Consider the following 12,273-nt stretch of genomic DNA (forward strand, 5'->3'; position numbering starts at 1 on the left):
CGTCTACCAGGAGCGCATCCATGGCCAAACCGCGACTCGCCACCTGTTCACTGGCCGGCTGTTTCGGCTGCCACATGTCGCTGCTCGACATCGACGAGCGTCTGCTCGAGCTGGTCGACCTGGTCGACCTCGACCGCTCGCCACTGGACGACAAGAAGGCCTTTGACGTCCCGGTCGACCTCGGGCTGGTGGAAGGGGGCTGTGCCAGCGAGCACAACGTGCAGGTGCTGCGCGAGTTCCGGGAGCACTGCCGATGGCTGGTGTCGGTCGGTGCCTGTGCGATCAACGGCGGGGTGCCGGCCTTGCGCAACACCATCGGCCTGCGCGCTTGCCTGGAGGAAGCCTACGTGCGGGGCCCCACGGTCGAGGCCGGCGCCTCGATTCCCGACGACGAAGACCTGCCGCTGCTGCTCGACCGGGTCTATCCCTGCCATGAGATCGTCAAGATCGACGGCTTCCTGCCCGGTTGCCCGCCTAGCGCGGACGCGATCTGGACCGCGCTGACGGCGCTGCTGACGGGGCAGGCGCCCCGCCTGCCGTACCGGCTGCTCAAGTACGACTGAGTCATGGCCGACCCCTCCAGCGCCAGCCCGCCGCCCGCCCGCGGCCCCCGCAAGATCGTCATCGACCCGGTGACGCGGGTCGAGGGCCACGGCAAGGTCACCATCCGCCTCGACGAGGCGGGCGAGGTGGCGCAGGCCCGCTTCCACGTCGTGGAGTTCCGTGGCTTCGAGCGTTTCATCTGCGGCCGGCTGTACTGGGAGGTGCCGATGATCGTGCAGCGGCTGTGCGGCATCTGCCCGGTCAGCCACCACCTGGCTGCCGCCAAGGCCCTGGACCAGGTCGTGGGCGCCCGCAGGCTCACGCCCACGGCAGAGAAGGTCCGGCGTCTGATGCACCACGGGCAGGTGCTGCAGTCCAACGCCTTGCACCTGTTTCACCTCGCCTCTCCCGACCTGCTGTTCGGCTTCGGGGCACCCGCCGAGCGTCGTCACATCGTCGCGGTGCTGGAGCGTTATCCGGAGGTCGGCAAGTGGGCGATCTTCATCCGCAAGTTCGGGCAGGAGGTCATCCAGGCGACCGGAGGACGCAAGATCCATCCGAGCAGTGCCCTGCCCGGCGGGGTCAACCAGAACCTCTCGATCGAGAACCGCGACGCGCTGCGCCGCGGCGTCGACCAGATCATCACGTGGTGCTGCGAGGCGCTCGAACTGCACAAGCGGCTGGTGCGCCGGCATGCCGCCTTGCACCGCGACTTCGCCGCGTTCGAGTCGAGTTTCATGAGCCTGGTCGGAGAGAACGGGCGCATGGATCTCTACGACGGCCGCCTGCGGTCCGTGGATGCGGATGGGCGAACGCTGTTCGACGGCGTCAGCCCCTCGGACTACCGAGAGCACCTGGTCGAGGAAGTGCGGCCCTGGAGCTACATGAAGTTCCCGCACTTCAAGGCGCTCGGACGCGACGCGGGCTGGTACCGCGTCGGCCCCCTGGCGCAAGTCAATTGCTGCGACGCCATCGACACGCCGCTGGCGGAGGCGGCGCGGCGGGAGTTCGCCGCGGAGGGCGGCGGGCGCCCGGTCCATGCGACGCTGGCCTACCACTGGGCGCGCTACATCTGCCTGGTGCACTGCGCGGAAAAGATCAGGGAGTTGCTGTTCGACGACGAGTTGCAGGGCCAGGAGCTGCTCACGCAGGGCGAGCGGCAGCCGGAGGGCATCGCCTGCATCGAGGCGCCGCGCGGCACGCTGTTCCACCACTACCGCGTGGACGAGCACGATCGCGTCACGGCGGCCAACCTGATCGTCTCGACGACCAGCAACAACGAGGCGATCAACCGCGCGGTCACCCGGGTGGCGCGCGACTACCTGTCCGGCCGTGAGATCACGGAGGCCTTGCTCAACCACGTCGAGGTCGCCATCCGGGCCTTCGACCCCTGCCTGTCGTGCGCGACGCATGCCTTGGGGCAGATGCCGCTGGTGGCGACGCTGGAGGATGCGGACGGTCACGTCCTGCACACGGGGGTGAAATCATGACCGCACCCTGGCACGTGCCGGGCGGCGGAGCCGGCGCCCCGCGAGAGCCGGGCCCAGCGCGTGTGCGGGTGATCGGCTACGGCAACCCGGGGCGGCAGGACGATGGCTTGGGCCCGGCCGCGGCTGCCGCGGTGGCGGGGTGGCAGATTCCGGGCGTCGCCGTGTCCAACAATTACCAGCTGGTGGTCGAGGACGCGCTTGAGCTCTCGACGGCCGATGTGGTTTGGTTCGTCGACGCGGACCGCACAGGGCCGGGGCCTTACCACTTGGCCCGCGTGGCCCCGGACGGCGAGGCGAGCTTCACCAGCCATCTCCTGTCCCCTCATGCCGTCCTCGCGCTGTGCGAACGCTACTGGGGCAGGTCACCCGAGGCCTGGCTGATGGGCATACGCGGCTACCGCTTCGACCTCGGCGAGGGGCTCGGCAGCGCGGCTCAGGCGAATCTCTCTCAGGCCTTGGTCTGCCTGCGCCGCGGCTTGGTGGTCGGCAGCGGGGAGGCCCCATGAACGTCGGCTGGGGCGAGCGCCGCAGAACCGTGCTGCTGATCGATGCCGATCCCCACGCGCGGGCGGCCTTGAGAAACGCCTTGGAGGCAGCGGGCTTCTCGGTCGGAGAGGCGGTCGACCGCCGCGAGGGTGCGCGGACGGCGGCACGCGTGTGCTTCGACGCGGTGTTGGCCGACTTGCCGATGGAGCAGATCGAGCCCCTCGGGCAGGGCGGGGCGGACGACACGCCTTTCTACCTGCTCAGCACGGCGGGCGACGCCCTGGTCGGCGGTGTCGGATTGCAGGAACTCGGCATCTCGGGCTTCTTCCTGAAGCCGGTCGATGCCGCCGTCGTGGTGCAAACACTCAGGATGCGCCTCGCGGTCGACCCATCGGGGCAGGCAGGGGGTTGAAGGATGCATGAGATGTCGATCACCGAAGAACTGGTGCTGCTCATCGAGGCGCAGGCGCTCCAGCATGGCTTTCAGCGTGCCGCGCGGGTGCACGTGAAGCTCGGGGCCTTGGGCCACGTGGCGCCCGAAGCCTTGCGCTTCTGCTTCGACGCAGCGGCTCGCGGAACCCCGGCGGAGGGCGCCTGTCTCGACATCCACGTGGTGCCAGGCGTGGGCTGGTGCCCGAACTGCCAATGCGGCGTGGCGCTAAACGAGCGTCACGCCCCCTGTCCCCGCTGCGGCAGTGGCCCGCTCCGCCTCGAGGCGGGCGACGAGTTGCAGCTGACCGAACTGGAGGTGGAATGATGTGCACGATCTGCGGATGCGAGGCCCACGCCGACCACGAGCATGACACTCTGCTGGAGCACGGACATCCCGCAGGGGATCACGTCCATGCCGGGGAGGACGCGCTGCGCCTTGACTCCGTTCACGCCGCGGGCATGGACGGCGCGCGCACGGTGCAGGTCGAGCGCGACATCCTCTCGCGAAACGCGGCCTTCGCGGCCGCGAACCGGCGGCGGCTGCAGGCCGCGGGGTGCTTGACGCTCAACCTCATGTCGAGTCCGGGCGCAGGCAAGACGTCCCTGCTGGTGAGCACGGTCGGCGCGCTGGCCGGCCGCAGCACCGTCGGCGTGATTGAAGGCGATCAGCAGACCTCGCTGGACGCGCAGCGCATCCGACACGCTGGAGCGCAGGCGGTGCAGATCAACACCGGACGGGGTTGCCACCTCGACGCCCACATGGTGGGGCACGCATTGGATCGCATCGGGCCGCCACAGGGCGGACTGTTGTTCATCGAGAACGTCGGCAATCTGGTGTGCCCGGCCGCTTTCGATCTGGGCGAGCACCGCAAGGTCGTGCTGCTGTCGGTCACCGAAGGGGAGGACAAACCCCTGAAGTACCCGCACATGTTCGCGGCGGCGGACCTGCTGCTGCTGACCAAGCTCGATCTGTTGCCGCACGTGGATTTCGACATGGAGCGGTGCATCGCCCATGCGCACCGGGTGCGCAGCGGACTGGAGGTGTTGGCCGTGTCGGTGCGGACGGGCGCCGGGCTGGGCGACTGGCAGGCCTGGATCGAACGACAGCGCGCTGCCGCGGTGGAGACCGCAGTGCTACCGCGGTGAGGCAAGCATGTCGAGCCCGCAGATTTCTTGCTCCGGCCAGGCCCTGTCTCAGGCCCCCACGACAGCGTCGCCGCGGGTTCGGGTTCGGGTTCGGGTGCGTGGTGCGGTGCAGGGTGTCGGATTCCGTCCCTGGGTCCATGGGCTCGCAACCCGGTTGGGGCTCGGCGGCTGGGTGTGCAACGACGCCGAGGGCGTGCTGATCGAAGTCGAAGGGGCCGACCGGCAGGTCTTCCTGGCAGCTTTGAGGGACCAGCCGCCGGCGCTGGCCCGGGTCAACGCGATCGAGGTGGAGGAGCAGCCGGCCTCGGAGCCGGGGATGGAGGAGGGCTTCCGTATCCTGCCGAGCGGGAATGGGCCGTCGTCCACCGGTATCGTGCCCGACGCGGCAAGCTGCGACGCCTGCCTCGACGAGTTGCGCGACCCGGACAGCCGCTTCTACCGTTATGCCTTCGTCACTTGCACGCACTGCGGTCCGCGGTACAGCCTGACGCGGAGCCTGCCCTACGACCGCTGCAACACTGGCATGGCCGATTTCCCGATGTGTCCGGCCTGCGCGGACGACTACCGCAACCCGGACAGCCGTCGCTTCCATGCGCAGGCCACGGCCTGCCCGCGCTGCGGTCCGCGGCTCAGCCATCCGGTGGACGAAATCGTCGACCGTTTGCAGGCCGGTCAAATTGTCGCGCTCAAGGGGCTGGGCGGCTTCCACCTGGCCTGCATGGCGTGCAACGAGGCCGCCGTCGCGCGCTTGCGTGTCGTGAAGGGCCGGGATGCCAAGCCCTTCGCGGTGATGGTGGCCGACCTGGCCGCGGCCGGCCGGTGGGCCGAGCTGGATGAGGCTGGCGCAGCGCTGCTCACGGCGCCGGCGCGGCCCATCGTGCTACTGCGTCGCCGAGCCGATCCCGTGGACACGGAGCGCCTGGCTGCCTCCGTCGCACCCGGCCTCGCCCGCATCGGCCTGATGCTGCCGCACACACCGCTGCAGCACCTGCTGTTCGAGCCGCCGCCGGGCAGCACGGCAGCCGGCGGGCGCGAGCGCCGGCCTGCGCTGACCCTGGTGATGACCAGCGCCAACCTCGGCGGGGACCCGTTGCTGGCCGACAATGCCGACGCCCAGCGGCAACTTGCCGGCATCGCGGACCTCGTGGTCACGCATGACCGTCCGATCGTCGCCCGCTGTGACGACTCGGTCACCCTGCTGGTCCGGGGACAGCCCCGGCTGGTGCGGCGCGCCCGCGGTCATGTCCCTGATCCAATCGATCTGGGCGCCGACGGCCCCGCCGTGCTGGCCGTCGGCGGGCAGTCGAAAAACACCGTCTGCCTCACGCGGGGGCGCGAGGCCTTTGTCTCGCAGCACATCGGTGACCTCGACCGCGCGGCGACACGCCGCTTTTTCGACGAGACGGTGCACCATCTGTGCGACTTGCTCGGCGTGGAACCCGAACTCGTGGCCCACGACCTCCATCCGGACTATCACGCGACCCGCTATGCCCTGGACACCGGCTTGCCGCACCTGGCAGTGCAGCACCACCGGGCCCACATCGCTGCCGTCGCGGCGGAGCATCTCGCTCGCGGCCCCTTGCTGGGCCTGGCACTCGACGGGCATGGACTGGGCAGCGACGGCACGAGCTGGGGCGGTGAACTGCTGCTGATCGAGGGCGGGCGCTTTACGCGGCTCGGTCACCTGGCAGCGCTGCCGCAGCCGGGCGGCGACCGAGCCGCCCGTCAGCCGTGGCGCCTGGGTGCCGCCATCCTGCACCAGCTCGGACGCGGCGCCGAGATCGCCAGCCGCTTTGCCGAGCAGCCGGAGGCGGGCAGGCTCGCGGCGCTGCTGGACCGCCCGCGGCTCGTGCCGTCGGGCTCCAGTTGCGGCCGCTATTTCGATGCCGCCGCGGCGCTGCTGGGCGTTCGCGAGGTCAGCAGCTACGAAAGCCAGGCGGCGATGGAACTCGAGGCCCGGGTCGCACAGACCGAAAGTCTCCCCGATGGCTGGCAGCTGCAGGGCGAGACCCTGTCCCTGCTGCCGCTGATGGCCTGCCTTGCGGACCTCGGGCCGCCAGGGCAGCCGCTGGGCGCCGCCTTGTTCCATGGCACGCTGATCGAGGCGCTGGCGGACTGGGTCGTCCGGGCAGCGAAGCGCACCGGCGTCCGCCGGGTGGCTTGCGGCGGTGGGTGCTTCCTGAACGCGATCCTGAGCGCCGGCCTCGATGAGCGGCTGGCTGCGCAGGGCATCGAGAGCCTGCACGCGAGCGCGCTGCCCTGCCACGACGGCGGCTTGTCGCTCGGCCAGGCCTGGATCGCCCGGCAAGGTGTCATCGGGCAGGAGGGGCCGCCATGTGCCTAGCCATCCCGGTCGAGGTCGTCGAGCTTCTGCCGGGCGATACCGCGCGCGTATCGCTCGACGGCGTCACCAAGGTCGTCTCGGTGGCCTTGCTCGACGCGGTGCGGCCCGGCGACTTCGTGATCCTGCACGTCGGCTACGCGTTGTGCCGCCTGGACCCGGAGGAAGCTAGGCTGACCTTGGCACTGCTGGCCCAGGGCGGGGTGCTTGACGGCGGGAGGGACGCCGGATGAAGTTCGTCAACGAGTTCCGCGATGCAGGGATGGCACGTCGGCTGGCCGCCACGCTGAAGGAGGAAGTCGATCCGGCGCGGCACTACGCCTTCATGGAGTTCTGCGGTGGTCACACCCACACGATCGCCCGCTACGGCATCGAGGACGTGCTGCCGCCCCAGGTGCGCATGATCCACGGACCTGGCTGTCCCGTCTGCGTGCTCCCCACCGGCCGGATCGACAGCGCCATCGCGCTGGCACGTCGCCGCGAGGTGATCCTGTGCACTTACGCCGACCTGATGCGGGTGCCCGGCTCCCACCGCAGCAGCCTGATGCAGGCCAAGGCCGAGGGCTGCGACATCCGCATGGTCTACGCCACCAGCGATGTGTTCACCATCGCCCGGGCGGAGCCGTCGCGGGAGGTGGTGTTCCTGGCAATCGGTTTTGAGACCACCACGCCGGCGACGGCGGTGGCCTTGCACGCTGCGCGCGCGGCCGGGCTGCGCAACTTCAGCGTGCTGTGCAACCACGTGATGACGCCCCCGGCGATGCAAGCCATCATCGCGGCGAAGGGCCCAGGCGGCCCGGTCCGCATCGATGGTTTCGTCGGCCCGGCGCATGTCAGCACCGTGATCGGCACCCGACCCTACGAGAGGTTCGCGGGGGAGGGCGGCCGCCCGGTCGTGGTCGCGGGCTTCGAGCCGCTGGACGTCCTGCTGGCCGTCCTGATGCTGGTGCGACAGCTCAACGAGGGGCGTTGCGAGGTGGAGAACCAGTACACCCGGGCCGTCACCCGCGACGGCAACCGCCGCGCTCAGCAGTTCATGGCCGCCACGTTCTCCACCCGGCCGGCATTCGAGTGGCGCGGGCTCGGCGTGCTGCCGCGCAGCGCGTTGGCGCTGTCCGAAGGCTGGGCCGAGCACGACGCCGAACGGCGCTTCGGCATCGAGTACCAGCCGGCCCCCGATCATCCGGCCTGCGAGTGCCCGGCCGTCCTGCGCGGGGCCAAGCAGCCGCGGGACTGCAAGCTGTTCGGCGTCGCCTGTACGCCCGAGACGCCTGTCGGTGCCTGCATGGTGTCGTCGGAGGGCGCCTGCGCCGCGGCCTGGACCTACGGCCGCTGTCGGTCGCGGGAGCGTGCCCAATGACAACCGGTCGTCCGCGGAGGTCACGCCTGGACCTTCAGGAGGGGCGCGTGGAGCTGTGCCACGGCGCCGGGGGGCGCGCGACGCGGCAACTGATCGCCGAGGTGTTCCAGGCCGCGCTGGACAACGAGTGGCTGCGCCAGGGCAACGACCACGCCTTGCTGCCGCCCATGCAGGGACCACTGGTCATGACGACCGACGCCTACGTGGTCTCGCCGCTGTTTTTCCCGGGTGGTGACATCGGCAGGCTCGCGGTACACGGCACGGTGAACGACCTCGCGATGGGGGGTGCCCAGCCGCTGTGGCTGTCGGCGAGCTTCATCATCGAAGAAGGCTTTGCCTTGGCCGACCTGCAGCGCATTGCCGACAGCATGGGACGGGCCGCGCGCGAGGCCGCTGTGGCGGTCGTCGCAGGCGACACCAAGGTGGTCGAGCGTGGCAAGGGCGACGGCGTGTTCGTCTCGATGACGGGCGTGGGCTGTGTCCTCCCGGGCGTCCACGTCTCGGGCGACCGCGCCCGGCCAGGGGATGTCGTGCTTGTGTCGGGCACCCTCGGGGATCACGGCGTGGCGGTGATGTCAGGGCGCGAGAACCTCGGATTCGACACCCATATCGTGTCGGACTCGGCCGCCTTGCACGGACTGGTCGCCGCGATGGCGGCGCGGCACGGCCCCGCGCTGCATTGCCTGCGCGACCCGACCCGCGGCGGTCTGGCGGCGACCTTGAACGAGCTGGCCTGCCAGTCGGGGGTGGGCATCGTGCTCGATGAAGCGGCGCTGCCGGTGCGTCGCGAGGTGGCTGCCGCCTGCGAACTGCTGGGTCTGGATCCGCTCAATGTCGCCAACGAGGGCAAGTTGGTGGCTATTGTGGCGGAGGAGGCCGGGCCCGGCGTGCTGGCCTCGATGCGCTCCCACCCGCTAGGCCGGGAGGCGGCCTTGATCGGCACGGTGGTGACAGATGCGCAGCAACTCGTCCGCATGAGCACCGGCTTTGGCGGTGAGCGGGTGGTCGACTGGCTGTGGGGCGAACAGCTGCCGCGGATCTGCTGAAGGGCAGGAAGGAGAGCCGGTGGTGGGAGACGTGCTGAAGAGCCAGGCAGGTGCCGAGGAGGCGGCCCGTCTGCAGGAGGGGCGACACGTGGTCGAGGGTTTGCGCCGTCATCTCGAAGCGTCGGATCCAGCCGGTGCGGTCGAACTCCTGGAAACGCATGCGTCCTGGGTCTTGCTGGCCGGTCGCTTCGCCTACAAGCTCAAGAAGCCGGTGTGTCTGGGATTTCTCGACTTCAGGACGCTGGACGCACGGCGTTGCTACTGCGAGGAAGAACTGCGGCTGAACCAGCGCTTGGCGCCGACGCTGTACCTGTCGGTGCTGCCCGTGCGGGGCACCTCGGACGAGCCGCGTCTAGGTGGAGACGGCCCGGACCTCGACTACGTCGTGTGGATGCGGCGCTTTCCCGCCGGCGCGCTGTTGAGCGAGCGACTGGCCGCCGACGCAGTGCCCTCATCGCTCATCGACCGCCTGGCTCGGCGGCTCGCGACGTTCCATGAAACGGCACCGGTTGCGGACCCGCACACCGCCCATGGGTCCGCAGAAGTCGTCGCGGCCGGAGCCGATGCGACTCTGCAAGGCTTGCGGGCGTTGGGCAGGGACGTCAGCGGCCTCGATACCTGGCTGGCAGAGCAGGCGCGCGTCCTGACACCGGCGTGGGCGGCGCGCCGCGCGGCCGGCCGCGTGCGGGAGTGCCATGGCGACCTCCATCTGGGCAATGTGGTGGTACTGGGCGACGAGGCGGTTGCATTCGACTGCCTCGAGTTTGCGCCCGCGTTGCGATGGATCGACGTGGCGAACGACCTGGCGTTCCTCGCCATGGACTTGGCCGCGCACGGACGCTCGGATCTCGCCTGGCGCGCTCTGAACGAGTGGCTCGACCACACCGGAGACCACCAGGCCCTGCCGGTGCTGCATTTCTACATGATGCATCGGGCCCTGGTGCGCGGGCTGGTCCTTGGGATTCAGGCCGCTCAGCAAGCCGAGACGTCGGCGGGCCGGCCGGACTACTTGCAGCTTGCGCGGCAGCTGCTCATCCGGCATCGCGGGCCACTGCTGCTGATGCATGGCGTGTCGGGATCCGGCAAGACCTGGGTGTCCGGGAGGCTTCTGGAGCTGACAGGCGCGGTACGGCTGCGCTCGGATGTCGAGCGCAAGCGGCTGTTCGGGATGCGGCCCGCGCAGCGTGCGGAGACCGGCGCGCAGACAGCCGCGCTCTACGACGACGCCGCGAACCAGCGGACCTATGACCGCCTGTTGGCACTCGCTGGCCTGTCCCTGGACGCCGGCTATCCGACCATCGTCGACGCGGCATTTTTGCGACGCGAGGAACGACAGCGGTTCGAGCGGATGGCACGAGATCGAGGTGTCCCCTTCCTGATCGTGCAATGCGAAGCCGCGCCGCCAACGCTGCAAGAGCGGGTACGCGTCAGGCGGGTGGAAGGGCGTGACGCGTCCGATGCCGATGAGACGGTGCTCGCCAGGCAATGGAGTCGGATCGAGGCTCTCGACGATGGCGAACGTATGCGTGCCGTGGTGGTCGACACATCGAACCCGCTCCGCCTTCGGGACATCGTGGGAAGGTGGCTCCCTGGGACTGGGGCGGAAGCGGCGGATGGCGCAGAGGGTCGGCGTCCTGTTTGACCCCCATTGCAATTGGGTCTGTGGCTCAGCCCGGACCTGCGCTCATGCCGATTGGGGGGACCATGTCGCGGCGCGCCTGACCGGCCCGCCGCCCTCCGCGTCCTGCACCGCCCGGCCGAAGGCCCTCAGGCGGGGCATGCAACTGCCGTCCTCGACCTCCCGAGCGGTGAACGCGCTACTCATGAGCGGTGTTCGCCCCAGCCGCTGGCTGATCTCGGCGACGGCATTGGCCGCGCCGCGATTGCCCATGACAGGGACGACCGCAACGTCCTTGAGGAGGTGCCTGTTCGCTTTGGCGTTGGGCACGAGACTGCGCAGCACGAAGCCTTCGAGCGCTCCGAGGTCAGGGATGTGCACTTCGCGACGTGCGCTCGATTCGAAACGGATGACCTGTTCGCGAGCCAGCCTGGAGAACGCGCGGCTCACGCTTTCCAGCGTCATGCCCAGGTAGCTGCCGATCTCGGCGCGGCTCATGCGCAAGGTGAGGCGGTCGGTGCGCTGCCCGCGACGTATCAGCGCATCGATCCAGTAGCGCAGGAACTCGGCCACACGGGCATCCACCGGCAGGGTGCACAAGGTCATCTGGAAGTCCCGGTCCCGGACCATTTCCCGGCTCATGGCTGCATGCAGGGCATTCAGAAGGGCAGGGCAATCGGTGCAGGCGCGAATCAGCGAGTCGTAGCGGAAGGTCCATACTTCGCCCGTGTCCATCGCGACGGCCTCACAACCATATCGGCCGCTCGCGATGCCGTCGAACCCCATCCAATCTCCCTTGAAGTGCAGGGCCACCACCTGCTCTCGCCCATCCGCGGTGAGATCGACGAGCTTGAACAACCCCGAGTGCAGCACCGACAGCCGCTCGAATCGCTCCCCCGCTCGGTAGAGACAGTCCCCCGCATGCACCACACGGCGGTGGATGGGCAGCCGCTCTTCCAACAAACGCAGGGTGTCGGCGATGGCCTCGACACTCGCCTGCGCCGGCAGGCGCCTCGGCGTCTTGGCTGTTCCGACCGACAGGGGGTGGCCGCCGGACGCGGCGCTGCAAGGCGAAAGTTCCATGGCTGATCCTCCAATGTCTTTCAGCCTAGGCGACTCGTGTGAACTTCTTGGCAATGCGCCCCGACGCTCGGTAAGGCTCGGTAAATGGTTTGTGTCCGGTGTGTATGAGCGTCTGGGACGGCAGCCGGAACCGTGGAATCCCGCCGCGTCGGGGCGGTGAACGGGGAGGTCGGACGCCACGAAGACGCACTATGGGTGGGCTTGATGGAGCGCGGCTGCGTCGGGAGGTTTCACCAGCAGCACGGGAATCGGGCTGCTGCGTGCCACCAGCTCAGCATCGCTGCCCAACATCCAGCGGCTCAGCCCGCGCCGACCGTGCGTCCCCATCACCATGAGGTCGCAGCCCGAATCGGCGGCTTCCGCCAGGATGGCTTCAGCCGTGCGTTCGCCGGGCGTCGCTTCGCGAAGCGCCGTCTCCACTGCAATGCCGGCCTCACTTGCTGTACGGGCGGCCTTGTTCACCATCGCCTGACCATACTCTCGCATGGTGCGTTGCAAGCCTTCGTAGCTGACGGACGAGGTGGCGCCCATCAGCAAGGGATGCAAGTCGATGATGTGCACGATGCGCAGCGCCGCGTGCTGGTCCACAGCGAGTGCGATGGCTTCACGCAGGCCCCGTTCAGCGGCCGGGCTTCCGTCGAAGGGTAGAAGCATCCTCTGGTACATGCGCGAATCTCCTTCGCCGGCGGACTTCCATCCGACCGGCGGTCGGTAGAGCAGAGCGGAAA

At 69.3% G+C, this 12,273-nt stretch carries 13 protein-coding genes; 11 read left to right on the forward strand and 2 right to left on the reverse strand.

What is annotated here, in order from left to right; genetic code table 11:
- Nucleotides 1–20 precede the first annotated feature (20 nt).
- From OOT46_RS25190 to OOT46_RS25240, 11 genes are read left to right on the forward strand one after another with little or no spacing between them, the layout of a single operon-like run.
- The gene (locus OOT46_RS25190) at nt 21–563 is read left to right on the forward strand and encodes an NADP oxidoreductase (protein WP_265406380.1); all 543 of its coding nucleotides are present in this window, start codon (nt 21–23) and stop codon (nt 561–563) included.
- 3 nt (nt 564–566) lie between these two features.
- On the forward strand, nt 567–2,033 hold the full coding sequence (locus OOT46_RS25195) for a Ni/Fe hydrogenase subunit alpha (protein WP_265406381.1): 1,467 nt from the start codon (nt 567–569) through the stop codon (nt 2,031–2,033).
- On the forward strand, nt 2,030–2,539 hold the full coding sequence (locus OOT46_RS25200) for a hydrogenase maturation protease (protein ID WP_265406382.1): 510 nt from the start codon (nt 2,030–2,032) through the stop codon (nt 2,537–2,539). Before OOT46_RS25195 ends, OOT46_RS25200 begins: the two co-directional genes overlap by 4 nt.
- A complete protein-coding gene (locus tag OOT46_RS25205) occupies nt 2,536–2,931 on the forward strand; it encodes a response regulator (protein ID WP_265406383.1) in 396 nt (131 codons plus the stop codon). Before OOT46_RS25200 ends, OOT46_RS25205 begins: the two co-directional genes overlap by 4 nt.
- Before the next feature lie 12 nt (nt 2,932–2,943).
- Entirely contained in the window at nt 2,944–3,276 is a 333-nt protein-coding gene (locus OOT46_RS25210) for a hydrogenase maturation nickel metallochaperone HypA (protein ID WP_265406384.1), read from the forward strand.
- Nucleotides 3,273–4,097 carry a hydrogenase nickel incorporation protein HypB gene (gene hypB / locus OOT46_RS25215; RefSeq protein ID WP_265406385.1) on the forward strand — a complete coding sequence of 275 codons (825 nt, stop codon included), beginning with the start codon at nt 3,273–3,275 and terminating at the stop codon, nt 4,095–4,097. The genes OOT46_RS25210 and hypB overlap by 4 nt, the downstream gene beginning before the upstream one ends.
- Before the next feature lie 7 nt (nt 4,098–4,104).
- Nucleotides 4,105–6,441, forward strand: a complete 2,337-nt coding sequence (hypF, locus tag OOT46_RS25220) for a carbamoyltransferase HypF (RefSeq protein ID WP_265406386.1) — start codon at nt 4,105–4,107, stop codon at nt 6,439–6,441.
- Nucleotides 6,432–6,671 (forward strand): HypC/HybG/HupF family hydrogenase formation chaperone, encoded by a 240-nt coding sequence (locus OOT46_RS25225; RefSeq protein WP_265406387.1) that lies wholly within the window; start codon nt 6,432–6,434, stop codon nt 6,669–6,671. The genes hypF and OOT46_RS25225 overlap by 10 nt, the downstream gene beginning before the upstream one ends.
- Nucleotides 6,668–7,798, forward strand: a complete 1,131-nt coding sequence (gene hypD, locus OOT46_RS25230) for a hydrogenase formation protein HypD (protein ID WP_265406388.1) — start codon at nt 6,668–6,670, stop codon at nt 7,796–7,798. The genes OOT46_RS25225 and hypD overlap by 4 nt, the downstream gene beginning before the upstream one ends.
- Nucleotides 7,795–8,844 carry a hydrogenase expression/formation protein HypE gene (gene hypE, locus OOT46_RS25235; RefSeq protein ID WP_265406389.1) on the forward strand — a complete coding sequence of 350 codons (1,050 nt, stop codon included), beginning with the start codon at nt 7,795–7,797 and terminating at the stop codon, nt 8,842–8,844. Before hypD ends, hypE begins: the two co-directional genes overlap by 4 nt.
- Before the next feature lie 22 nt (nt 8,845–8,866).
- Nucleotides 8,867–10,486: an AAA family ATPase gene (locus OOT46_RS25240; protein WP_265406390.1), complete on the forward strand. Its 1,620-nt coding sequence runs from the start codon at nt 8,867–8,869 to the stop codon at nt 10,484–10,486.
- Between the two features lie 42 nt (nt 10,487–10,528).
- On the opposite strand, the gene OOT46_RS25245 is transcribed toward OOT46_RS25240, so the two are convergent.
- On the reverse strand, nt 10,529–11,545 hold the full coding sequence (locus OOT46_RS25245; protein WP_265406391.1) for a Crp/Fnr family transcriptional regulator: 1,017 nt from the start codon (nt 11,543–11,545) through the stop codon (nt 10,529–10,531).
- A gap of 189 nt (nt 11,546–11,734) precedes the next feature.
- A complete protein-coding gene (locus OOT46_RS25250; RefSeq protein WP_265406392.1) occupies nt 11,735–12,211 on the reverse strand; it encodes a universal stress protein in 477 nt (158 codons plus the stop codon).
- Nucleotides 12,212–12,273: the final 62 nt, after the last annotated feature.

The organism is Aquabacterium sp. A7-Y (assembly GCF_026153205.1).
In the GTDB taxonomy this organism is placed as follows: domain Bacteria; phylum Pseudomonadota; class Gammaproteobacteria; order Burkholderiales; family Burkholderiaceae_C; genus Caldimonas.